At 53.3% G+C, this 23,241-nt stretch carries 18 protein-coding genes and 1 other annotated feature; of the genes, 3 read left to right on the top strand and 15 right to left on the bottom strand.

From position 1 onward, the window contains the following. Positions 1 to 112: 112 nt before the first annotated feature. The 8 genes from carB to lspA form a co-directional block, all read right to left on the bottom strand. Complete coding sequence (gene carB, locus C812_RS04685) at positions 113 to 3,325, bottom strand: carbamoyl-phosphate synthase large subunit (RefSeq protein WP_016311537.1); 3,213 nt, start codon at positions 3,323 to 3,325, stop codon at positions 113 to 115. Between the two features lie 4 nt (positions 3,326 to 3,329). Continuing rightward, positions 3,330 to 4,466, bottom strand: a complete 1,137-nt coding sequence (carA, locus tag C812_RS04680; RefSeq protein WP_016311536.1) for a glutamine-hydrolyzing carbamoyl-phosphate synthase small subunit — start codon at positions 4,464 to 4,466, stop codon at positions 3,330 to 3,332. A 51-nt stretch (positions 4,467 to 4,517) separates the two neighbouring features. Beyond that, complete coding sequence (locus C812_RS04675) at positions 4,518 to 5,825, bottom strand: dihydroorotase (protein WP_016311535.1); 1,308 nt, start codon at positions 5,823 to 5,825, stop codon at positions 4,518 to 4,520. A 91-nt stretch (positions 5,826 to 5,916) separates the two neighbouring features. Beyond that, positions 5,917 to 6,828 carry an aspartate carbamoyltransferase catalytic subunit gene (locus C812_RS04670; RefSeq protein ID WP_016311534.1) on the bottom strand — a complete coding sequence of 304 codons (912 nt, stop codon included), beginning with the start codon at positions 6,826 to 6,828 and terminating at the stop codon, positions 5,917 to 5,919. Position 6,829: 1 nt separating this feature from the next. After that, positions 6,830 to 7,375, bottom strand: a complete 546-nt coding sequence (gene pyrR, locus C812_RS04665; RefSeq protein ID WP_016311533.1) for a bifunctional pyr operon transcriptional regulator/uracil phosphoribosyltransferase PyrR — start codon at positions 7,373 to 7,375, stop codon at positions 6,830 to 6,832. A gap of 876 nt (positions 7,376 to 8,251) precedes the next feature. Then, a complete protein-coding gene (locus tag C812_RS04660) occupies positions 8,252 to 9,505 on the bottom strand; it encodes an LL-diaminopimelate aminotransferase (protein ID WP_016311532.1) in 1,254 nt (417 codons plus the stop codon). Between the two features lie 191 nt (positions 9,506 to 9,696). Then, entirely contained in the window at positions 9,697 to 10,644 is a 948-nt protein-coding gene (locus tag C812_RS04655; RefSeq protein ID WP_016311531.1) for an RluA family pseudouridine synthase, read from the bottom strand. Continuing rightward, positions 10,641 to 11,135: a signal peptidase II gene (lspA, locus tag C812_RS04650; protein ID WP_036624676.1), complete on the bottom strand. Its 495-nt coding sequence runs from the start codon at positions 11,133 to 11,135 to the stop codon at positions 10,641 to 10,643. The genes C812_RS04655 and lspA overlap by 4 nt, the downstream gene beginning before the upstream one ends. Positions 11,136 to 11,345: 210 nt before the next feature. Between lspA and C812_RS04645 the strand changes: the two genes are divergently transcribed. Further along, positions 11,346 to 12,083: a TraR/DksA C4-type zinc finger protein gene (locus C812_RS04645; RefSeq protein ID WP_016311529.1), complete on the top strand. Its 738-nt coding sequence runs from the start codon at positions 11,346 to 11,348 to the stop codon at positions 12,081 to 12,083. On the opposite strand, the gene C812_RS04640 is transcribed toward C812_RS04645, so the two are convergent. Beyond that, positions 12,070 to 12,435: a DUF5665 domain-containing protein gene (locus tag C812_RS04640; RefSeq protein ID WP_036624334.1), complete on the bottom strand. Its 366-nt coding sequence runs from the start codon at positions 12,433 to 12,435 to the stop codon at positions 12,070 to 12,072. The two genes, C812_RS04645 and C812_RS04640, sit on opposite strands and share 14 nt — an antisense overlap. Positions 12,436 to 12,567: 132 nt before the next feature. Continuing rightward, positions 12,568 to 15,663, bottom strand: a complete 3,096-nt coding sequence (gene ileS / locus C812_RS04635; protein WP_016311527.1) for an isoleucine--tRNA ligase — start codon at positions 15,661 to 15,663, stop codon at positions 12,568 to 12,570. Positions 15,664 to 15,715: 52 nt separating this feature from the next. Continuing rightward, positions 15,716 to 16,027: a binding site (T-box leader), on the bottom strand. A gap of 220 nt (positions 16,028 to 16,247) precedes the next feature. Between ileS and C812_RS04630 the strand changes: the two genes are divergently transcribed. Beyond that, positions 16,248 to 19,277, top strand: coding sequence for a family 78 glycoside hydrolase catalytic domain (locus tag C812_RS04630; RefSeq protein ID WP_016311526.1), 3,030 nt, complete (start codon positions 16,248 to 16,250; stop codon positions 19,275 to 19,277). A 99-nt stretch (positions 19,278 to 19,376) separates the two neighbouring features. After that, the gene (locus tag C812_RS04625; protein WP_016311525.1) at positions 19,377 to 20,291 is read left to right on the top strand and encodes an AraC family transcriptional regulator; all 915 of its coding nucleotides are present in this window, start codon (positions 19,377 to 19,379) and stop codon (positions 20,289 to 20,291) included. A 52-nt stretch (positions 20,292 to 20,343) separates the two neighbouring features. Here C812_RS04625 and C812_RS04620 read toward each other — a convergent pair whose 3' ends face one another. The 5 genes from C812_RS04620 to C812_RS04600 form a co-directional block, all read right to left on the bottom strand. Then, positions 20,344 to 20,850, bottom strand: a complete 507-nt coding sequence (locus tag C812_RS04620; RefSeq protein WP_016311524.1) for a DivIVA domain-containing protein — start codon at positions 20,848 to 20,850, stop codon at positions 20,344 to 20,346. A gap of 181 nt (positions 20,851 to 21,031) precedes the next feature. Then, positions 21,032 to 21,814 carry a YlmH family RNA-binding protein gene (locus C812_RS04615; RefSeq protein ID WP_016311523.1) on the bottom strand — a complete coding sequence of 261 codons (783 nt, stop codon included), beginning with the start codon at positions 21,812 to 21,814 and terminating at the stop codon, positions 21,032 to 21,034. A 2-nt stretch (positions 21,815 to 21,816) separates the two neighbouring features. Beyond that, entirely contained in the window at positions 21,817 to 22,092 is a 276-nt protein-coding gene (locus C812_RS04610; RefSeq protein WP_016311522.1) for a YggT family protein, read from the bottom strand. A 7-nt stretch (positions 22,093 to 22,099) separates the two neighbouring features. After that, entirely contained in the window at positions 22,100 to 22,549 is a 450-nt protein-coding gene (locus C812_RS04605) for a cell division protein SepF (RefSeq protein ID WP_028537946.1), read from the bottom strand. Continuing rightward, on the bottom strand, positions 22,549 to 23,241 hold the full coding sequence (locus C812_RS04600) for a YggS family pyridoxal phosphate-dependent enzyme (RefSeq protein ID WP_016311520.1): 693 nt from the start codon (positions 23,239 to 23,241) through the stop codon (positions 22,549 to 22,551). The genes C812_RS04605 and C812_RS04600 overlap by 1 nt, the downstream gene beginning before the upstream one ends.

Genomic DNA, 23,241 nt, shown 5'->3' with positions numbered 1-23,241 from the left:
CATGGAGCCGCTGAGCTGCGAATTAATCGAAATAAAGTCTCCTCGGTCCGTTAGAGTTGATTTTCGCTTATAACCAGATCCATAACGTCTCTGGTGTCCATTAGCGCTGCGATTAAAGTGCAGGCATCGCTTGGGAAGAGAAGTTGATCGTCTCCAGCATCTCCAGCAGCGCCCGCACGGTATCCAGCGAAGTCATGCAGACCACGCCGTTCTCCACCGCTTCCCGGCGTATCCGGAAGCCGTCGCGCTCAGGTTCTTTACCCTTCGTCAACGTGTTGATGACGAAGTGAGCTTCGCCGTTCCGGATCAGATCGAGGATGTTCGGCACCCCTTCGGACAGCTTGTAAACCGTCGTCACATGAATACCCGCCTCGATCAGCGCAGAAGCCGTGCCATCGGTAGCGATGATCTTGTACCCCAGGCGGTAGAAGCCGCGAAGCAGCTCAACCGCTTCTTGTTTATCCTTGTCGGCTACCGTAGCGATAATCGCCCCGGTTGAAGGAATCTTCATTCCCGCGCCGATCAAGCCTTTATACAATGCTTTGGCGTATTGCGGATCGCGGCCCATGACCTCGCCGGTCGATTTCATTTCCGGACCAAGCGTTGGCTCTACCCGACGCAGCTTCGCGAAGGAGAATACCGGCACCTTCACCGCAACCTGCTGGCTTTCCGGCCACAGGCCATTGGAGTAGCCCAGATCGCTTAGTTTCGCCCCAAGAATACACTGGGTTGCTACATTCGCCATCGGAATGTTCGTCACTTTGCTCAGGAACGGTACTGTACGCGAGGAGCGAGGGTTCACCTCGATCACATACACTTCGTTGTTGTAGATGACGAACTGGATGTTCACCAGACCTACCGTCTTCAGCTCGCGGGCGATTTTGACCGTGATTTCAACGATTTTCTCTTTCAGCTCTGCCGACAGATGCTGCGGCGGATACACCGCAATCGAGTCGCCGGAGTGAACGCCAGCGCGTTCGATATGCTCCATAATCCCCGGGATCAGTACTGTTTCCCCATCGCTGATGGCGTCGACCTCTACCTCTTTGCCAAGCATGTAGCGGTCGATCAGGACCGGATGCTGCGGATTGATGTTCACCGCTTCTTCCATGTAGCGCAGCAGCTCCTGGTCGGAGTAGACGATTTCCATCGCCCGGCCGCCCAGTACATACGAAGGTCTTACCAGTACCGGATAACCCAGTGCTTGAGCAGTTCCAACCGCCTCTTCTACCGAGGTCACTGTGCTGCCCTTCGGCTGTGCGATGCCCAGCTTCGACAGGAGCGCTTCAAACTTCTTGCGATCCTCCGCCTCGTCGATGCTTTCCAGCGAGGTTCCGAGGATACGAACGCCCGCCGCTTGCAGCGGTGCCGCCAAGTTGATCGCCGTTTGGCCGCCGAATTGGACGATGACGCCCACCGGCTTCTCCTCTTCGATGACGTTCATGACATCCTCGAAGAACAGCGGTTCAAAATAGAGGCGATCCGACGTATTAAAGTCCGTGGATACCGTCTCTGGGTTGTTGTTGATGATCACTGCCTCGTAACCGGCTTTTTGAATCGCCCAAACCGCATGTACCGTCGAGTAGTCAAACTCGATGCCCTGCCCGATCCGAATCGGTCCGGAGCCAAGCACCACGATCTTCTCTTTGTCCGATTGAACGACTTCGTTCTCCGTTTCATAGGTCGAGTAGTAGTAAGGCGTGGAGGCTTCAAATTCAGCCGCGCACGTATCTACCATTTTGTAAACCGGCTTCAGTCCATGCTCCTTGCGGAAGCTTCTCACTTCCGCCTCCGTCGTGTGCGTGCCTGTCGGCTGTCCGACAGCGCGCAGCTCGGCGATCGCCCGGTCCGTAAACCCTAAGCGCTTCGCTTCGTACAGCGTTTCATAGGAAAAGAACTCTTCTTCCGCAATCCGTTTCTCGAAATCCACCAAACGCTCGATTTTATCAAGGAACCACCAGTCGATTCCGGTCAGATCATGAATGAGCTGCAGTTTGTAGCCGCGGCGGAACGCTTCGGCGATCAGGAACAGCCGCTCGTCATCCGCTTTGATCAAGCGAGTTTTCAGCGTTTCATCGTCGATGTTCTCCACGCCTTTCAGATAGAGGCGATGGGTGCCGATCTCCAGCGAACGGACCGCTTTATGAATCGACTCTTCGAAGGTCCGGCCAATCGCCATCACTTCGCCGGTCGCCTTCATCTGCGTGCCCAGCTTGCGGTTGGCATGAACGAATTTATCAAACGGCCAGCGCGGAATTTTGCTGACGATGTAGTCCAGCGTCGGCTCGAAGCAAGCGTAGGTCTGCCCTGTAACCGGGTTAATGATTTCGTCCAGCGTGTAGCCCAGCGCAATTTTGGCAGCCATTTTCGCGATCGGATACCCCGTCGCTTTGGACGCAAGTGCCGACGAACGGCTGACCCGCGGATTAACTTCGATCACGTAGTATTGGAAGCTTTGCGGATCGAGCGCGAACTGGACGTTACAGCCGCCTTCGATGTTCAGCGCGCGAATAATCTTCAGCGAAGCCGAACGGAGCATCTGATACTCGCGGTCAGACAGCGTTTGGCTTGGCGCCACGACGATACTGTCCCCGGTATGTACGCCGACCGGGTCGAAGTTTTCCATGTTGCAGACCACGATACAGTTGTCGTTCGCATCGCGCATCACTTCGTATTCGATTTCTTTCATGCCGGCGATCGATTTCTCGATCAAGCATTGGCCGATCGGGCTGTAACGGATCCCCGACTTCACCGTCTCGCGCAGTTCCTCTTCCGTAGCGCAGATCCCGCCGCCGGTGCCGCCCAGCGTATATGCCGGACGAACGATCACCGGATAGCCGATTTCGCTTGCAAAATCCAGCGCCTCTTCCACCGAAGTGATGATTGTGCTCTCCGGCACCGGCTGCTCCAGCTCGCGCATCAGTTCGCGGAACAGGTCGCGGTCTTCCGCTTTCTCAATCGACGTCAGTTGAGTGCCAAGGAGCTTCACATTTTCGCGCTCCAGCACGCCTGCGCGGGCCAATTCCACCGCCATGTTCAGACCGGTCTGCCCTCCAAGCGTCGGCAGCAAGCCGTCCGGCCGCTCCTGGCGAATGATTTGCGTGACGAATTCCAGCGTGATCGGTTCAATGTAAACCTTGTCGGCCATGTTGGTATCGGTCATGATCGTCGCCGGGTTGCTGTTGATCAGCACCACCTCGACGCCTTCTTCCTTCAGCGCTTGGCAAGCTTGCGTTCCGGCGTAATCGAACTCAGCCGCCTGACCGATAACGATCGGTCCGGAACCGATGACGAGAATTTTCTTAAGGTCTTTGTTGATCGGCATAGGTTTATAGTTCTCCTTTCGCAGCGGCCATCAGTTCGGCTTGGCGAGGCTTTTGCGGATTTTGCCGCTTGTGCTCGCGGATCATCTCGATGAATCGGTCGAACAGGTAGCTGTTATCGTACGGTCCCGGAGCCGCCTCTGGATGGTATTGCACAGAGAAGGCCGGGTATTTCTTATGCTTCAAGCCTTCGATGGTTTTATCATTGTTGTTAATATGGGTAACTTCCAGCTCCGTCCCAGCGATGGATGCTTCGTTTACGGTGTATCCATGATTTTGCGATGTGATATAGCAGCGGCCGGTAGCCAGCTCTTTCACCGGGTGGTTCCCGCCGCGATGGCCGAATTTCAGCTTTTCCGTATCGGCGCCGCAGGCGAGGGCAAACAGCTGGTGGCCCAGGCAAATGCCGAAGATCGGGTACTCACCAAGCAGTTCAGAAATCATCTTCACCGCATGCGGTACGTCTTTTGGGTCCCCCGGTCCGTTGGACAGCTGAATCCCGTCGGGATGCAGGCGGCGAATTTCATCCGCAGTCGTATCATGCGGGACGATCACGACGTCGCAATCGCGTTTGTTCAGCTCGCGCAAAATACCGCTTTTCGCACCGAAGTCAACCAACACGATACGTTCCTTCGAACCCGGACTGCTGTACACATGCTTCGTCGAGGTTTGCGCCACTTGGTTGCGCAGCTCGGCGATGCTGGTTGCCAGCATCATTTCTTTTAATTCCTCCACCGATTTATTGGAGGTCGTTAAAATCCCTCTCATCGTTCCCTGATGGCGGATAAGTCGCGTCAGCATGCGCGTATCGATGTCGGCAATGCCGGGAATTCCGTATTCCTTCAGCAGGTCACCCAAATTGTACTGCGCCCGCCAGTTGCTTGGGGTTGGTTCATAGCGGCGAACCACAAACCCGTGGATCGACGGCGTAATCGATTCAAAGTCATCGCGCGAAATGCCGTAGTTCCCGATCAGAGGGTACGTCATCGTGACGATTTGCCCGCAATAAGATGGATCGGACAGCACCTCTTGGTACCCCGTAATTCCCGTATTAAAAACGACCTCGCCTGTTTTCTCTCCTTCCGCTCCGAATGAGGTTCCGGTAAACAGCGTGCCGTCCTCCAACAATAGTCTTGCCTGCATCCTGAAGCACTCCTTTATCCATAAGCTAAACTACATTTTCTTATCCGCCCGTTAACGGGTCAGTTCTAGTTCATCATTCCATACCAGTCTTCCACGGGCGATTGTGGCGACCGGCCAGCCTTTTAGCTTCCAACCGGCAAACGGGGTGTTGCGTCCCTTCGAGGCGAAGGTCTCAGGATCCACCGTGCGTTCCGCGTCCAGATCAACGATCGTCAGATCCGCCGGAGCGCCTGGAACCAACCGTCCGGCTTCTAGACCAAACACACGAGCAGGGTCCGCTGTCATACGCTGCACCAGCATCTTCAGGCTCCAACGGCCAGTTGTCACAAACTTCGTATACAGCAGCGGGAAGGCTGTCTCAAAACCAACGATCCCAAACGGCGCCAGCTGCATGCCTTTTGCTTTTTCCTCTTCACTGTGCGGAGCATGGTCGGTGACGATGATGTCGATCGTGCCGTCCTCCAGCGCTTCGATGCAGGCTTCCACATCTCGGCGGGAGCGCAGCGGCGGGTTCATTTTCCAGTTGGCATCCAGTCCGGGAATATCCGCCTCCGACAACACCAGATGGTGCGGACACACCTCCGCGGTCACGTTAATGCCGAGCTGCTTCGCTTGACGAATCAGCCGGATCGACTGCTCCGTGCTCACGTGGCACACATGGTAGTGAACCCCGGTCGCTTCCGCCAGCAAAATATCCCGACCGACATGAATCGCCTCCGACTCGTTCGGGATCCCTTTCAGTCCGTGCTTGCGGGCGAATTCCCCTTCAGCCACCGGCGCGCCTTCCACCAGCGAATTGTCTTCGCAGTGGGCAATTACCGGCATCCCCAGCGCAGCCGCCTGACGCATCGCATCCTTCATCATTTGTGCGCTCTGTACGCCTACGCCGTCGTCGGTGAAGCCGATCGCACCAGCTTCCTTCAAAGCGGCAAAGTCGGTCAGCTCGCGACCCAGCTCAGATTTGGTGATCGCCGCATAAGGCAGCACGTTCACCAGCCCGGCTTCCTCCGCCTTCTCCTTCACATAGCGAACCGTATCCGGATTGTCGGTCACCGGCCGCGTATTTGGCATGCAAGCGATGGTGGTGAATCCCCCTTTCGCTGCTGAACGCGAACCGGTTTCGATCGTTTCTTTATGTTCAAATCCCGGTTCCCGCAAATGGACGTGCATATCAATAAATCCCGGAGTGACCAGTCTGCCCCCTGCATCGATCACCTGTGTTCCTTCCTCAGCGACTAGCTGCTTGAGGCTTCCTGTTTTCTCGATGTTCGAGATCACTCCGTTCTCGATGACGATTTGAGCGATTTCTTGTTCCCCTTGTTCGTTTAAGATCTTGGCATTGATTACGACGAGCCGCATTCTGATTTCTCCTCCCGCTGATTTTGAAGTACGATCCGAAAAATAACGTCCATCGCCCGTCGCCTAAGCTACAGGCGCTCCCCCTCATTTGCTAGAGCAATGCGCGTTCCAGAACCGCCATGCGGATCGGAACGCCGTTTTGCATCTGCTTGAAGATGCGAGATTGCGGGTGTTCCACCACCGCATCGTCGATTTCCACGCCCCGGTTCACTGGAGCCGGGTGCATGATCAGCGCGTGCGGTGCAAGGCTCGCGGCCCGCTCCTCCGTTAAGCCGTAATGCAGTCGATATTCTTCGGCCGACTTAATCAGCCCGCCAACGTGGCGTTCCAGCTGCACTCGCAGCATCATCACCACATCGGCGCAAAGCGCTTCGTCCATCGGAACGTAAGGCGCATACGCGCTCAGCTCCGGTGCTTGCATATTGTCCGGCGCGCACAGCTTCACTTCGGCACCGAACTTTTGCAGCGCCCACAGATTCGAACGTGCCACCCGGCTATGCTTGATATCTCCGATGATCGATACCTTTAGCCCGACGAGTTCCCCGAAATGCTGTCTCATCGTATATAGATCCAGCAGCGCTTGCGTCGGGTGCTCATTGTTACCGTCCCCGGCATTTACCAGCGGTATGGATACCCGCTTCGCCAGCTCCTCCAACACACCGATCGGCTTCAGCCGGATGACTCCAGCATCAATGCCCATCGATTCCAACGTGCGAACCGTATCGTAAATCGACTCGCCTTTCTCTACGCTAGAGGCGGCTGCCGCGAAGTTCAGCACCTGGGCACCCAGCCGTTTCTCCGCCATCTCGAATGAGAAGCGGGTACGCGTACTGTTTTCGAAAAACATATTCGCAACAAAGTGCTCCTTCAACACCGGAATCATCTTCTCTTCCTTGGCATCCCAGTAGCCAGCCCGGTCGAGAATCGAGGAAATTTCCGCTGCGCTTAAATCCTTCAGCCCGAGGAGGCTGCGTTCCTTCAGTGCGGTTGCAGTCAGCGCCATCTCAGTTCCCCTCCCGTGCATGCAGGATGCGAACCAGATCAGTGCCGTCATGCTCGGTCAAGAGCACTTCGATTTCTTCCGATCGCGATGTCGGTACGTTCTTGCCAACATAATCAGCTCGGATCGGCAGTTCCCGATGTCCCCGGTCAGCGAGTACCGCTAACTGGATCGACTCCGGACGACCGCAATCCATGATCGCGTCCATGGCTGCACGAATCGTACGGCCTGTGTAGAGAACATCGTCGAACAGGATCACTTTTTTGCCTTGAATCGAGACCGGGAACGTGGCTTTGGCCGCCCCTTGAGTAGCCTCCACTTTGTCATCGCGGTAGTTTGTTACGTCTAGCTCGCCCCATGGAATTGCGGTTCCTTCAATACTCTCCAGGCGCTCAGCCAGCCGTTTTGCGAGGTAAACTCCTCTGGTTTTGATGCCGGCCAATACACAGCCCTCGATGCCTTTGTTGCGTTCCAAAATTTCATGTGCAATTCTTGTCAGTGCCCTCCGAATCGCGGTTTCGTCCATAATGATATGACTTTCGTTGCTCACAGCTGCGACCTCCTTAGGGATAGGGTCACCTTGCATCGGTCCGTGATAGGCGCATAAAAAAACTCCCTGCCCGTATATCCAGGCAAGGAGTCTTCAGCCATAGTGTACCTATGACTATCATGTAGGATTTAGGCACAGAGAACCGACTTAAATAAGCGCAGTTCGCCCATTTCCCCACTCACGTTACCTTGCCAGCCTCACGGGACTGAATTAAAGGTGCTTATGGTTTACATGAATTATGACAGAATGGAAATAGCCTGTCAAGACACCCTGCCGAGTTTGTAACCTCCCGATACTGAGGTTGATTCTTCCCCCGTGTGAAGCCTGCTGTGATGCGCTTGTTAATAATTATACATTCAATGTAATATTTATTCAACAGTTAGTTTTCCCGGCTTATCCTTGATCTGAAGCCGTTTAACCCGTGTGCTCTCCCCGCCAGATCCCTGCATAAATTTCCTAACATGTTGAATATTTAACCGGGATGTTTGGCGGATGGTGGGCAGTAATGTCATTTAGTGCACGGTTCTTGTTAGTGCACGGTACTTGCTGTGTAACGCTTACCAGAAGCGCTATTTGGGGAAAATTCGGGCATTCTGCGTCGTAACGCTTACAGGAGAGCTTATTTGCGATATTTCATCGTAAAAGAGGCTGTTTTTGACTCAATAAGACTGCTGGTAAGCGTTAAAAGTAAAACTTTGCGTTTTTCGCACAAATAAGCACTCTGGTAAGCGTTAGATTACAAGTGGACTCTGCCCCTTCATTCTGCACACATGGCACATCGGTGGCAGCAGCGGCGGCAAATCCAAAAAAACGCCCCTTGGGATCAACCCAAGAGGCATCAAAAAAGTCGTTATGGTCAATGTTAATTAATTCTTCTTAGAAAATAAACTTCAAATCGCCAAGGCGACGTTTGATTTCAGAAATGACGCGGCGTTCTTCTTCTTCCCCATCGGCGATAAACGTCACGGAGAAGCGCACGTAATGGCCGGCATCGTCCCACGGCACCGTCGAAATCAGCTTCTCGCGGATCAAGAACTGTGAGAAGTCTTCCGCCGTTTCAAACGTTGGTCCGCCTTCCACGCCCTTCGGCGCTTCCACATAGAGGAAGAACGAACCCTTCGGCTTCTTCGCCTTAAAGCCCAAGTCATTCAGAGCATTCACCAGCAGCTCGTGGCGGCGCGAATATTTCTCGGCGATGCGCTCCGTGATTTCCGGATGGTTTAGCCCGTAAGCGGCCGCCTTCTGAATGGCGATAAATTGGCCGGAATCGTTGTTGTCCTTCACGTCGCTGAACGCTTTAATGATCAGCGGGTTGCCAGCAACAAACCCAATTCTCCATCCGGTCATGTTGTACGACTTGGACAAGGAGTGCAGCTCGACCCCTACGTCCTTCGCTCCGGGTACCGACAAGAAGCTGAGCGGCTTCAAGCCGTCATACGTCAATGCAGCATACGGTGCATCGTGTACGATCACGACATGATATTTCTTCGCCCAGTCCACGACTTTGGCAAAAAACTCCTTCGTCGCGCTCGCGCCCGTCGGGTTGTTCGGGTAGTTCAAGTACATCAGCTTGGCCTTACGTGCGACCTCTTCTGGAATCGCGTCCAAATCCGGCAGGAAGTCATTCTCCTCCGTCAACGGCACGGTGTACACCTCGCCGCCTAAATACTTCGTATGGGTCCCGATAATCGGGTATCCCGGCACGGTCATAATCGTGATATCCCCAGGATTAATGAAGCAAGAAGGGAGCATAGCGATCGCTGGCTTGGAGCCGATCGAATGCACCACTTCCGTAACCGGATCGATATCTTCAACGCCAAAAACATCATGAAGATACTTCGCCGCCGCTTCCTTGAACTCAGCGATGCCGTTGTCGGCGTACCCGCGGTTCTCGCGTTTTGCCGCTTCCTCCGCCAGTTTGGCCACAATGCCGGCATCCGCCATATCATCCGGTTCGCCGACACCCATGTCGATCAGTTCAACATCGGGAAAATCCTTCTTCGCTGCCGCTTTCGCCCGTTTGATTTTCTCGAATTTATAAATAGCGGTATCTTTGCCGTAGTTCGCCCCGCCAATGCGTTCTGCAAATTGTTGTTGAATATAAGTTTCCTGTCCATTCAGCGTACTCATCTCAAACGTCCATCTCCTTCGTATTCATGAAAAAAATCCATCCTCAAATGATTCGAACTCGCACTTTAAATATGCAGGAATTCGGCCCATTTAGAGAATGGATTAATCACCTGATCGTTTGTACTTTTTGATCAAGCTGTCTCCTGGAGGTGAACATTCTATAGGTTAAATAACCATATCTAAGCAGTGGCTTAGCGATTTCTCAGCGATTGCAGCACATCTTCCATATCCGCCGGAATCGGTGCACTAAACTCTAAATACCGCCCGTCTTCCGGATGATCAAACCCCAACACGGCGGCGTGCAGCGCTTGTCCGTCCATTTTGATCCCTTTGCTGCGTCCATACAGCGGGTCCCCTACCAGCGGATGGCCGATAAACTTCATATGCACGCGAATTTGATGCGTACGTCCCGTTTCCAGCTTGAGCTCCAGCAGCGTATAATCGCCAAACCTTTCCGCCACTTGAAAATGTGTGACCGCATGCTTGCTGTTCCGCTCAATCACTGTATACATCTTACGGTCATGGGGATCGCGGCCGATCGGCGCATCGACCGTGCCTTGGTCATGGCTGACGTTGCCGTGAACCAAAGCATAATATTTCCGCGTCACCGTATGCGCCTTCAGTTGAGCAGCCAGCGAAGCGTGTGCTTTATCATTCTTCGCTGCCATAATGAGGCCGGAGGTGTCCTTATCGATCCGATGCACGATCCCAGGCCGAAGCTCGCCATTGATTCCCGACAGATCTTTGCAGTGGAACATTAAGGCGTTCACCAGCGTCCCGGAGTTATGTCCCGGTGCAGGGTGCACGACCATACCGCGCGGCTTGTTAACAACGATCACATCGCTGTCTTCATAATAAATATCCAGCGGTATGTCTTCCGGTACAATTTCCGTTGGCTCTGCCTCCGGAATCACCAGTACGATGCGGTCGCCTTCGGCCAGCTTGTAATTGGCTTTCACCGACGCCCCATTTACAACCAAGTTCCCCGCTTCAATCCACAGCTGAATCTGGCTGCGGGAGAACTCTTCGCCCAGCTGCATTTTTGCAAATTTATCGATTCGCTCTTTCGCGTCGGCCGGTCCGGCCACCCACTCAAGCTTCTCTTCTTCAAAATCCTCTAGCGTTTGATCCAAACTCATACGTTTTCCTCATGCTCCTGTGGTGTTGCGGCTTGCTTCTCCCGGCGAAGCTCCAGCAGCGAATCCAAAATGATCAGCGCCACGCCAATGACAATGCAAGAATCCGCAACGTTAAAAATAGGGAACGTGTACGAACCGAAATTAAACATCAGAAAATCAACGACTTCCCCACTGACGGCACGATCGAGAAAATTGCCGATGGCTCCGCCAAGTACCAGAGACAACGCTACCGGCAGCATTTTGTTGGGTTGATTTTTTATTTTTAGCAAATACCAGATGATCCCAAGCACCACAACCGTAGTCACCACAATAAAAAACCAGCGTTGATCCTGCAAAATGCCAAACGCCGCGCCGCGGTTCCGATGGGAGGTAATCAAGAAAAAGTTGCCGATCACTGGAATCTGTTCCCCGATCGTCATTCCGGTTGCAATCCAATATTTCGTGCCTTGATCCACCAGAAAAACGATTAATGCAATCAAAAAGTATACCACGCGGTCCGTCACCTCGTTTTTCATTTCCCGCTCGCACCAAGCGGCAGGATATTCCTCTTCTAAGCCTTGTATATTGTAGCACAGCCGGAAATGGCCCGTCCATGCGCGAAAGGATTTTCCTTAGGTATTTCGTCATGGTTCTGCACAAAATACCGCTAGGAGAGACGTTATAAATCACCGCTCTAGATGCAGGAAGGAAGGAGCAACCACATGCCGCATTTAACGAAAGCCCAGCTCGCGGAGCTTACCGCGAAACTGCAGGAAACCAAGTCTGCTTTAACCGAGCAATTATCGGACAATGATCATTATGGAATGAATGAATCGATGCGCGATAATACCAACGAGCTGAGCCAGATCGATAATCACCCCGGGGACCTCGGATCCGAAGTCTTCGAACGGGGCAAAGATTTGGCCCTGACCGAGCATCATGAAATGCATCTGGCCCGGGTTGAGGATGCACTTGAACGAATCGAGGATGGCAGCTACGGCTACTGCGCAACTTGCGGCAAGCCGATCAGCTATGAACGGCTCCGCGCCATCCCGGAAACAGCGTATTGTAAAGACCACAGTCCGCAATCGTTCGTGTCCGCCAAACGGCCGATCGAGGAAATCTACTTGTCGCCTCCGTTTGGCCGCACGAGCTTGGATGAACGCGAGGACCAGAATGGCTTTGACGGGGAGGATGCTTGGCAAATCGTTGAGAGCTACGGAACTTCGAATTCACCGGCGATGGCCGAGGATCGGGAAATCGATGATTATAACGATATGGAAATCGAGGCCTCCGATGAGCTCGACGGATTCGTAGAGCCTTACGAATCCTTTGTTGCCACAGATATCTATGGCAAGAATGTTTGTTTTTACCGCAACGGCGTTTACCGGAAACATATGAGTGCCACGGAGCATTTGGACAGCGAGGATTCGCTCGGAACCGGACCTAATACGTATTAAGCTCCATCTGTCTTTGCACAATCCGCACGATGTCCGCGATATAATCGCCGATGATCGGTAAGTTCAGTGCCCCCAAGAGCTGCAGGAGGTAGATGATCGTTGCCGCAAAAAAAGTAAACCCAATCGCGATCCCCACCCCCCGGGCAATTCCGGACAACAGGCTTAGCCAAACCATGCGCCATGGGCGGTTCAGCAGTTGGATGTACTCGGTGATCCGCGATTTCTCTAACTGCCGGGTCCACTTCAAGGTCAGACGGTATACGGCGTTCATCTGCTCCTCCGGCGTATTCGGCAAAGGTTCTGCAGCCTCAGGTGCTGTCTCTGGTTCAGGCCTCGGTTTTCTACGAATCATGAACAACCCATCCTTTGCTCCCCAGTGTATCCCAAAACACAAACGAGCCCGTTCCCCTTTACAGGAGAGCGCAGGCTCGTTTGCTTCAATTACGATTATTATGACCTTCCTGGAAAAGCTCCATTCAGGTACTCACGCATCAATCGAAATCGCGATGGTTTTGCTGCCGAGATCTACCGTTTCAGCCTGGCCTTGCGGCTTGCCGAAGGCGACGTCCGTGATCAAGACGTTCTCACGCAGCACATGTTCAAATGCAGTGATGGCTGCTTTTAATTCATCGTCAACATCCAAGGTGAGGTGTACCCGTTTCTCGATCGGCAGATCCAGCTTCTTCCGGGTATCCTGCACCGCGCGGACGACTTCACGCACCCAGCCTTCTTGTTCCAGCTCCGGCGTGATGTCCGTGTTCAGCGCAACGGTTAAGCCGTAACCGGAAGCAGAGGCGTAACCCGGCTTCGCTTGTTTCTCAACGAGTAATTCGTCTGCCGTCACCGTCAGCTCTTCGCCTTCTGGCGAAGTCACTGTAAATTGACCTTGTTCCACAATGGCGCGGGTTTGCTCCGGCGCAAGATTTTTCAGGTAGCCTTGCAGGAAGCCGACGTTTTTACCGTATTTCTTACCGGCCACCTTCAGGTTCAACTTCAATGTGAAATCAACAAAACCGCTGTCGCTCGTTTCGATGTCAATCGCTTTGACGTTGATCTCTTCCTTGATGATGTCTTCGTATTCGCTCACCGCAAACTCCCGGTCCATGGAGACGATCAGGCTGGACAACGGCTGACGTGTTTTGATGCCGCTCTCGTTGCGGACGTTGCGGGCCAGCTCAACGATTTGCCGTGCGCTCTCCATGTCTTGTTCCAGTGCAAGATCGATCAGCGATTCATCCGCTTGCGGATAATCGGCCAGGTGGACGCTTTCCCCGCCGCCCAAGTTGGTGAAAATATCCTCAGCGATCAACGGCGCAAACGGCGCGATCACTTTGGATAGCGTGAGCAATACGTGAGTCAGCGTTTGGTAAGCGGACAATTTATCATCGTTCAGGCCGCTGCCCCAGAACCGGTCGCGGGAACGGCGGATATACCAGTTACTGAGCTCATCGATGAATCCTTCGATCGCTTGCGAGGAGTTCACAAAGTCGTTCACCGCCAGACCTTTGTCGACCACTTGAATCAAGCTGTTCAGACGGGACAGAATCCAGCGGTCCAGCTTATTCTCGGAAGGTCGGTAAGCGTGCTCTTCCGGTTTATAGCCGTCGATCCCGGCGTACAGCGTCAGGAACGCATGGGTGTTCACCAGCGTATCTACGACTTTCGATTTGGCTTCAGCTACGATGCCCTTGGAGAACCGTTTGCTGTTCCAAGGCGCGCTGTCGGACAAGAGTGCCCAGCGGAACGCGTCCGTGCCAAACTCGTTGATAATTTCCCAAGGATCGATGACATTGCCTTTGGATTTGGACATTTTCTGCCCGTTTTCGTCCAGCACGTGGCCGGTGGCGATCACGGCTTTGTATGGCGCTTTGCCAGTGAACAGCGTGGACACGGCCAACAAGCTGTAGAACCAGCCGCGCGTTTGGTCGATCCCTTCGCAGATCATATCTGCTGGGAATTGCTCTGCGAACGTCTCTTGGTTCTCAAACGGATAATGATGCTGCGCAAACGGCATCGAACCGCTGTCGAACCAAACGTCGATGACTTCGCTCGTCCGTTCCATCACGCCGCCTTCACAATGCGGGCAATGCACCTTCACTTCGTCGACGTACGGTTTATGCAGCTCCAAATCCTCGCTGACATGGCCTACCGCATGCTCCCGCAGCTCAGCGATGCTATGCGGGGCGAACTGTCCGCCGCAATCCGGGCAAACCCACACGTTCAGCGGCGTCCCCCAATAGCGGTTCCGGCTGATATTCCAATCGACCAGCTCTTCGAGGAACTTCCCGAAGCGGCCTTCACGAACATGCCCTGGATACCAGTCCACGGAATTGTTGTTGGCAATCAGCTGATCCTTAATGGCTGTTGTTTCGATAAACCAGCTCTCCATCGCATAGTAGAGCAGCGGCGATTTACAACGCCAGCAGTGCGGGTAGCTGTGCTCGTATTTCTCTTTGCTGTACAGCGTTCCTTGCTCGGACAGCATCTTAACGATGTCAAGGTCACAGTCCTTGACGAAACGGCCTGCGAAATCGGTTACCACGTCCGTATAGCGGCCTTGACCGTTCACAACGCTGACAAAGGTGATGCCGTTCTCGCGGCAAGTGCGGTAGTCGTCCTCCCCGTGAGCCGGTGCCATGTGAACGATCCCTGTACCGCTGGCATCCGTAACGAACGAAGCACCAACGATCACGTTAATGTTATCCGCTTTGATGTAGGTAAACGGCGGCGTATAGGTTTTGCCAACGAATTCCGAACCTTTGTGCGTCGACAATACCGTGTAATCGCCTTTCATGACTTTCTCAACCAGGTTCTTCGCAACGATATATACACCGTCTTCCTGCTGTACACGGGCGTATTCCATGTCTGGATTCACAGCCAGTGCCACGTGAGACGGAAGTGTCCAAGGCGTGGTCGTCCAAGCCAGTACATATTCGCCGGTGTCGGTCAGCTTGAATTTCGCTGTGGCACTGAGATCCTTCACATCCTCATACCCTTGCGCCACTTCGTGGGAACTGAGCGACGTTTGGCAGCATGGGCAATACGGGCTGACGCGATGGCCGCGGTACAGCAGGCCTTTGTCGTGGATCGTCGCCAGGATGTTCCACACGCTTTCGATGTAGCTGTTGTTCAGGGTGATGTACGGATCGTCGAGATCCACCCAGTACGCAATCGCTTCGGTAAATTCCCGCCATTGCTTTTCGTAGCCAAACACGCTGTCTTTACATTTTTTCACGAAATCCTCGATACCGTACTTCTCGATCTCCTGCTTGCCCGAGATGCCAAGCTCCTTCTCTACGCCCAGCTCGACCGGCAATCCGTGCGTATCCCAGCCCGCTTTGCGGACAACGCGATAGCCTTTCATCGTTTGGTAGCGGCCAACGAAGTCCTTGATGACGCGGCCTAACACGTGACCGATATGCGGCAAGCCGTTAGCGGTAGGCGGTCCTTCAAAAAAAACGTAATTCGGCCGGCCCGCCCGATTTTCGATACTCTTTTTAAACGTATTTTCGCGGCTCCATTTGTCCAGAATCCGCAGGTCGCGAGCCCGCGCATTTTCTTTGACGTCAACCTTCTTCATACTTCTCTTCCTTTCTTTAATCAACCTGTAAAAATAACAAAGCCCCGTCCCTAGAAGGGACGAGGCATTAGCTCGCGTTACCACCCTTGTTTCATGCTTGATAAACACAGCTGTCCGAAGGACGAGCCGAATCTTAGGCATGACACCTTGATCCCATACGCTTCATATGGGGTCGGTATAACGGCCGACAACCGGCAAAGCTTACTAAGCAGAGATTCAAAATGTTGGCATTTGAATCACATTTAAGTTCAGCCTTGCTTCTCCGGGAGGATATTCCGTCCGCGCATTGAACGTTGGCTTTCAGCAGGATGCCAACTCTCTGGGGAACAACATCACGGCGTACTGGTCCCATCATCGAATGATCCTTTATGCAAGTGCAATATGTAAATAGTTATATCTTATTGCCTCCCTCATGTCAACATCCCGCCCTCAACCTGTTTTTTTGCCTAGAAGACAATTCATTATTGCCCTGGAAATGTCCGTAATCCCCCTCTTTCGTACGTTTTCCCCCTCCCCTGTTCCTCAGGTACCTCTTTTATAATGAAAGGGATTACATTTTCGTGTGAGAAGGAGCGAGCATACCGATGGAGACCCTCTGGCAAGGAAAATGGATTTGGCATTCCGGCGAATCCAGCCCGCGCAACGAGTGGCGTTGCTTCCGCAAAACGTTTGCGTGGACGGCAGCCAACAGCGGGCGAGCAGTGATCAAGCTTACGGCGGACTCCAGATACGTCCTGTACGTAAACGGGCAGCGGATTGGTCAAGGCCCTCCGCGCTCCTGGCCGTTTCGGCTGGCTTATGATGAATACGACATCGGCCATTTGCTGAGACCGGGACAAACGAACGTCATCGCCGTCATGGTGATGCATTTTGGAATCAGCAACTTCTATTATTTGCGGGGACGCGGCGGCTTGCTGGCCCAATTGGAGCTTGGCAACACCCCGCAAATCCTAGCAGCAACAGACGATACGTGGTTCACTGCGGTCCATTCAGGTCATGACAGCCGTTCCCCGCGAATGTCCTGTCAGCATGCTTTTGCCGAGAAGATCGACGCGCGGCTGTGGGACGACAACTGGATCCAACCGGACTACCAGCCTGGCCCAGGATGGCAGCCAGCCGCGGTCATCGGCCCGGCAGGCTGCGAGCCTTGGGGAATGCCGGTCCCCCGGGACATTCCCTATTTGACGGAAGAAACCGTATATCCCCGGCGCATCGAACGCTTGAGCAAGGTTAAGCCCGTTCAATATACGGCGGCTATTGACCTGCGCAATCAATTTTTCGAAGAGAGTACCGACACGGCGAACCCAGCCGAATTCCTTGGATTGCTCGCTACCGTGGTGCGTTGTCCGCAGAAGTGCACGGCTACGTTGGGGCTGATCGATGTAGGCGGAACGTTTCGGGGCTGCAGTCTGGACGGGGTTTGGTACGATGAGAAGTCACTGACAGGAGAAGCTCCCGAACGCTTTCTCCGCCTTGAGCTTGAACCGGGTGATCATTTCCTGCTCATCGATGTCAGCGGAGGGACGCACGGAAGCGGGCATCATTTTGCGGTGGATGCGGAGGAGCCGCTGGAGTTCTTATCGCCTCTCACGTTCATTCAAGCACACTCAAACGCCCAAGCAGACGATTCGTCCGTCTTTGTTACCCTTGGTCCCTTTGACGGCGGAATCCGTTACGACCATAAACCAAATCCTCCGATGAATCCGACGCACCCCGACTATTTGCGGGCCCGAGAGATCGCAGATGCGGCAGGACTTGTACCGTTTGTGAACTGGCTCCGTCCGGTTCCCGAGGCGCTGGTCAGCCAGGAAGATGTCTTTATCCTTTCCGTGTGGAAAAGGGATGAAGTCCCTTTAGCGATTCCAGACACGCTGCAACAAGCGGTGATTCCCAGCTTCGAGCTGGCGGAGGTCCCTTGGTATCCCGATGGAGATACCGAATTCGTGATCGACTTTGGCAGAGAGCTGTCAGGTTATTTAGAGTTCGAAGTTGAAGCGCCGGAGGAGGCGATCCTCGATTTTTACGGATTCGAGTTTATGCATGAAGGTCGACGCCAGGATACTTATGGATTGGACCATACGCTTCGCTACATCTGCGCCGGGGGACGCCGGCGGTACACGTCACCAGTGCGGCGTGGACTGCGATACTGCCAGGTCACCGTACGAAACGCAACGGTTCCTGTGCGCATCCGCTATATTCGCATGCTGCAAAGCAATTATCCGATCGCTGAGATTGGGCAGTTCCAGTCATCGGACCCGCGCCTAAATGACATTTGGCAAATCAGCCAACATACGACTCGGCTATGTATGGAGGATACTTTTGTTGATTGTCCGATGTACGAGCAGACCTTCTGGGTTGGCGACGCCCGGAATGAAGCGCTGATCAACTATTATCTATTTGGGGCCGACCGGATCGTCGAACGGTGCCTGCGGTTGGTTCCCGGCTCCAAGTTCCAGACCCCGTTTTACGCCGATCAAGTACCGAGCGGATGGAACAGCGTCATTCCGAACTGGACATTCTTCTGGATTATCGCCTGCTTGGAGCTGTATCGCTATAATGGGGACAAATCCTTTGCCGCGGATATTTTCCCCCATATCGAGTATACGCTCAAGCATTATTTAGAGCGGCTGGATGATCGGGGATTACTATGGATCCGCAGCTGGAACCTGCTCGATTGGGCTCCGCTGGACCAGCCGAACGACGGGATCGTATCTCATCAGAACATGTTCCTGGTCAAAGCATTGATGTCCACCGCCGCTATTGCCTCGGCTCTCGGCAATCGTGAAACGGAGGCGTTCTACACGGATCAGGCGAACCGCTTGGCGGTGGCCATCAACAAGCATTTATGGTCGGAAGAACATCAAGCCTATCTCGATTGCATCCATACGGATGGGCGTCGCTCTGACATCTTCAGCATTCAAACGCAAGTTGTGGCGCTGTTGTGCGGCATTCCCGAGCAGGCTAAGGACGAAAACTCTGCAGCCTCTCAAACGGCAAACGCAACGCTCGCGGAGCGTAGACTTGCTTCCGTTGAACGACTGATTCTGCATCCCCCCAGTTCCTTCGTTCAAATCGGCAGCCCGTTTATGTCCTTCTTCTATTACGAAGCGCTGGCTAAGCTGGGTCAATGGGATGTCATGCTCGAGGATATGCGTCATGGGTATGGGCAAATGATCGATTGGGGAGCGACCACCTGCTGGGAGATGTATCCAAACTTCACAGAAAACCGGGCGAAAGCCGACCTGCTGACCCGGAGTCATTGCCATGCTTGGTCTGCGGGACCCGCCTATTTCCTAGGCGCTTACGTCCTCGGCGTACGCAGCCTGGAGCCGGGGTGGAGCCGAGTGCTTGTGGCACCGCAGCCATGCGGCGGATTAACCTGGGTGCGCGGCACCGTTCCCGTTCCAGGTGGAGGCAGAATCGACGTTTCCTGGCGTCTGGAATCCCCTGCAGCCGTTACAGCAGAGAAACGTCAAGCGCAACCCCGCCTGCCCCGGATGCACTTGCGGATCGTTTCTCCAGAAGCCATCAAGATCGAGGTTCAGTCCCCAAGCGAGGTTGACGTCGTGATCGAGCATATTCGTGTGGCTTCCAGCCCCAGTCCTTCAGCATAAGCCATGTTGTATCTTGCCTTGGGCTTGGTGCATTCGAAATTGACCCTTGCCGGAGCTGACCCTATAATAGGGGCAACTGTAGCGTAGGAGGGATCACCGTTGTCTTTATACCGAGGGGAGAAGGTACTGGACGGGGCTGAATTTTTTACGGATTCCTTACCTTTTTACTTTAACCGGGTCGAGGAGACCTTTGATTTACAGATGCATAGTCATCGTTTCGTGGAAATTGTGCTCGTGGCTGAAGGTGAAGGATTTCATTTTATCGATGAGGATGTCGTTCGTGTCACCAAAAACGATGTATTCCTGCTCCCTGCCGGAACGAGACATGTGTTTCGCCCCGGACATGCGGGATCTCGCCGTCCGCTAATCGTATACAACTGCTTATATGAGCCGGGCAAGTTGCTCTCATGCCTGGAACACCTGCCCGGCTTTCACGAGTTAAGCCGCTCCAGACCGTATTTGTTCGAGGGATCTGCGACCTCCTCACCAGGATGGCTGCATTTGAGGGATGGCGGCAGTCCGTGGAGTATTTGGTTTCGCTCTGCCTACCGTGAGTTTACCGAACGGAAGCCGGGCTATCTTCTTCAACTGTACAGCCAATTTATTGAGCTGGCCGTCATGCTGGAACGTCATTTGGAGCGCCTCCAGTCCAGCTCTGCCGCAGAACCGTTAAATCAAATGATGGAAACAGTCCTGCGCCGGATCGATACGGACTATGCTACGCGGTTGTCCGCGCGGAAGTTTGCTGCTGCAACCCATCTCAGCGAACGCCATTTCCGTCGCTTGTTCCGGCAGTATGCCGGTTGTACCTTTCACAATTATGTCCGGAACAAAAGAATGGAGAGAAGCCGCGAGCTGCTGGCCTCCACCCGCCTTTCGGTGATAGAGATTATGAAGAGAGTGGGCTACACAGATAAAAAGCATTTTCTGTCCCTCTTTAAGCAATCGACCGGCGTCTCTCCTACCGAATACCGACGGCAAGCCAGCCTGGATCGACCGCTTGAACACAAATAAAAAAACGCCATTTGGCACTCCCTCGTAGAAGCCAAATGGCGTTTGCTCTTGATTAATACAGTTCCTGCACTTCTTGACCTTTCTCAGGGGCACGTTCGCGGCTCTCCAGCGAATCCCAGGTTTCGCTACTAAGTAAATCCAACTGGGCTTCCACCAGTGTACGGAAGCGAGCGCGGTAAATGGAAGCCTGCTTCTTGAGCTCTTCCACTTCCATCGCGATTTTGCGCGATTTGGCCAGCGATTCGTTGACGATCCGATCGGCGTTCTTCTCCGCCTCTTTCACGATCAACTGAGCTTCCTTCTTCGCATTGTTCTTCACTTCATCGGCCGCTTCCTGTGCAACGATAATGGTCTTGCTAAGAGTTTCCTCAATATTTGCGAAATGATCCAGTTTCTCTTGCAAAGCCAACAGTTGGTTATGAAGCTCCTTGTTCTCCCGGATCACGATCTCATAGTCTTTAATGACTTGGTCGAGAAACTCATTCACTTCATCTTCGTCATAACCGCGCAATCGTCTGGAAAACTCTTTGTTATGTATATCCAGCGGCGTCAATGGCATGATCCTCACCTCCTAGAAATTTCGAAACTCCCCGTGAAGCGATAGTTCCATCAGGTGAATTGTCCCGTTGTTGAACTCGCACCCCAGCGGGAAGATGGGTTCAATTCAATCACGAGTTACATTCAAGAACCAGTTCGAACTATCATATTCGACAAGAATCCACCATCTCCTGCAAAACGCCTTATACAAATTTACCGATTTTGACACGATGTCTGCCTTTCTTAGTCAAACCGCCTGCTTCCAGCACCTTAAATCGCCCAAAGCCCTGTAGTGCTACGACATCGCCAACCTTCAACGGTGTGGAGGGGTCCTCCTCCGTTCTCCAATTTACTCGGCAACGGCCGGCTTTGATTGGAATCAGCACTTTGTTACGGCTTAAGCGAAATACATCGCTAACAATCCCATCCAAGCGCAATGAAGCCACTGTCAGCTCCATCGGTTCCAGTTCTTTCTCCATCGTCCTCAGCTCGCCTAGGTTCAGTACATCGGTCATGACATTCATGCGATGCACTTGATGGAGGTTCATTTGCAGAAACGGTGCAATCTCTTCCGCAACAATGACGTGACATCCGTCCTCACGAACATGAATATCGCCGATTTTATCGCGTTTGAGTCCGAGCCCCAAAATCGCCCCTAAATAATCGCCATGCTGCAGGGCGAGAAATTTCTGGTCTCCTGAGGTGATATCGAGCACTTTCAGTCCCATCGGCTCTTGGCTGAGATCCCGGTAATCCGGAGCAATCAGTGCCCTCCGTCGTTCCGCGCCTTCATAACCGCCGTCCAGCCGAATTTGCACATCGGGATGGCGATTCGCCAGGGTCTCCAGAATATAACACTGCCGCGGATCCAGGAAGTCGCTAAGCTTGACCTCATGATAATCCCCGGCATTCACGACCCATTCCCAGGCCCGGTCGACAAACGGCCGTTCCTCCGGTTTAAAATGCTCATAAATATCGGCTTTCATTATTAGTACCCAAAGATATAGTGGAGAACACTAATTAATCCGTACACAGCCAATCGGAGCACAAACAAGGCAATAATCGGGGAGATGTCGATCATCCCCATGATCGGTGGAATAAACCGCCGGAAGGGAGCCAAATAGGGCTCAACGAGCTTGCCCAGCAGTTCGCCAATAAAGCTGTCGCGGGCGTTAGGTACCCATGACATCAGAATGTAAACCAGGATCATATAAAAATAAATATTGTATAGCAGCCATACAATGGAATCGATATAACCTACCAAGCTGTCATCACCTCATTCTGTTATAATCGGAATCCTCCGTTAAAATCTCTGTAATCGATCCCTGAATTTCAACGGTATCCGGTGTGCAAAGAAAAATATTCGATCCAATTTTGGAGATGCTTCCGCTAAGCGCATAAATCGTTCCGCTTAAGAAATCAATAATGCGCATGGCTTGATCATTGCGGACCCGCTGCAAATTAACGACGACCGATCGATGGGAACGAAGATGGTCAGCGATTTCCTGCGCTTCTTCATAGGAGCGAGGTTCATAGAGAATCACCTTGACATTCTTCTGGGAGTGAATACTGACCACGTTGCTTCCTCTCTGATTTCTACGGGATTCAAAGCTTGGGGTTTCAATTTCCGCGTCTTCTTGACCAGAAAACCGTTCTCGCTCCACAATCTCTTCTTCTTCCTGCAAGCCCAGAAAGTTCATGAACCGGTTCATTACTCCCATTACGACAATTCCCCTTTCCCCACTAACAGCGTTCCGAGGCGAACCCATGTCGCCCCTTCCTCAATCGCCACTTCAAAATCTCCCGACATCCCCATCGACAAATCTGTCAGCGGCTCCGCCGTCACAGCTTGAGCGTTCAGTTGATCGCGCAGCTCCCGCAGCTTGCGGAAAACCGGTCTTGTCCGCTCGGCATCTTCCTCGATGGGAGCCATCGTCATGAGCCCCACCACGCGAACATGCTTCAAATCTGCGATTTCCTTCAAAAAATCAGCAGCTTGCTCAGGCTCAATTCCTTGCTTGGACGCCTCGCCGGAGACGTTCACCTGCAAAAATGCAGTAACGCTCGTTCCCATCGCTGAGGCTCGTTTCTCCAATTCACGGGCCAGCGACAGCCGGTCCAACGAATGAATATATTGAAATCTCCCAATGATGTCCTTGACCTTATTGCTCTGCAGGTGGCCGATAAAATGCCAGGTCCCTTGCCCTTCGAGCGCTTCCCATTTCGGAACGGCGATTTGCGGGCGATTCTCACCGATATGCACGATTCCTGCGTCCAGCACTTCGCGCGTAGCTTCAACCGATACATATTTAGTTACGGCGACGACATGGACCTCCTCGCGCTTTCTTCCGCTTCGCTCGCAGGCTGCCTTAATCCGCTCTTCCACGTGCTGTATCCGTTCCTTCAGCGACAC

It is taken from the genome of Paenibacillus barengoltzii G22 (assembly GCF_000403375.2).
Lineage (GTDB): Bacteria > Bacillota > Bacilli > Paenibacillales > Paenibacillaceae > Fontibacillus > Fontibacillus barengoltzii.
The sequence above is the reverse complement of the archived record's forward strand: the minus strand, read 5'-3'. Positions and strand labels throughout refer to the sequence as shown.

What these genes read in the sequence shown, in the direction of transcription:
- C812_RS04670 (WP_016311534.1), bottom strand. Translation starts at nt 6,828, where the DNA reads ATGGCGCTGACTGCAACCGCACTGAAGGAACGCAGCCTCCTCGGGCTG.
- C812_RS04655 (WP_016311531.1), bottom strand. Translation starts at nt 10,644, where the DNA reads ATGAGTTTGGATCAAACGCTAGAGGATTTTGAAGAAGAGAAGCTTGAG.
- C812_RS04645 (WP_016311529.1), top strand. Translation starts at nt 11,346, where the DNA reads ATGCCGCATTTAACGAAAGCCCAGCTCGCGGAGCTTACCGCGAAACTG.
- C812_RS04660 (WP_016311532.1), bottom strand. Translation starts at nt 9,505, where the DNA reads ATGAGTACGCTGAATGGACAGGAAACTTATATTCAACAACAATTTGCA.
- C812_RS04615 (WP_016311523.1), bottom strand. Translation starts at nt 21,814, where the DNA reads ATGAAAGCCGATATTTATGAGCATTTTAAACCGGAGGAACGGCCGTTT.
- C812_RS04640 (WP_036624334.1), bottom strand. Translation starts at nt 12,435, where the DNA reads ATGATTCGTAGAAAACCGAGGCCTGAACCAGAGACAGCACCTGAGGCT.
- C812_RS04675 (WP_016311535.1), bottom strand. Translation starts at nt 5,825, where the DNA reads ATGCGGCTCGTCGTAATCAATGCCAAGATCTTAAACGAACAAGGGGAA.
- C812_RS04605 (WP_028537946.1), bottom strand. Translation starts at nt 22,549, where the DNA reads ATGGGAGTAATGAACCGGTTCATGAACTTTCTGGGCTTGCAGGAAGAA.
- carA (WP_016311536.1), bottom strand. Translation starts at nt 4,466, where the DNA reads ATGCAGGCAAGACTATTGTTGGAGGACGGCACGCTGTTTACCGGAACC.
- ileS (WP_016311527.1), bottom strand. Translation starts at nt 15,663, where the DNA reads ATGAAGAAGGTTGACGTCAAAGAAAATGCGCGGGCTCGCGACCTGCGG.
- C812_RS04630 (WP_016311526.1), top strand. Translation starts at nt 16,248, where the DNA reads ATGGAGACCCTCTGGCAAGGAAAATGGATTTGGCATTCCGGCGAATCC.
- carB (WP_016311537.1), bottom strand. Translation starts at nt 3,325, where the DNA reads ATGCCGATCAACAAAGACCTTAAGAAAATTCTCGTCATCGGTTCCGGA.
- C812_RS04620 (WP_016311524.1), bottom strand. Translation starts at nt 20,850, where the DNA reads ATGCCATTGACGCCGCTGGATATACATAACAAAGAGTTTTCCAGACGA.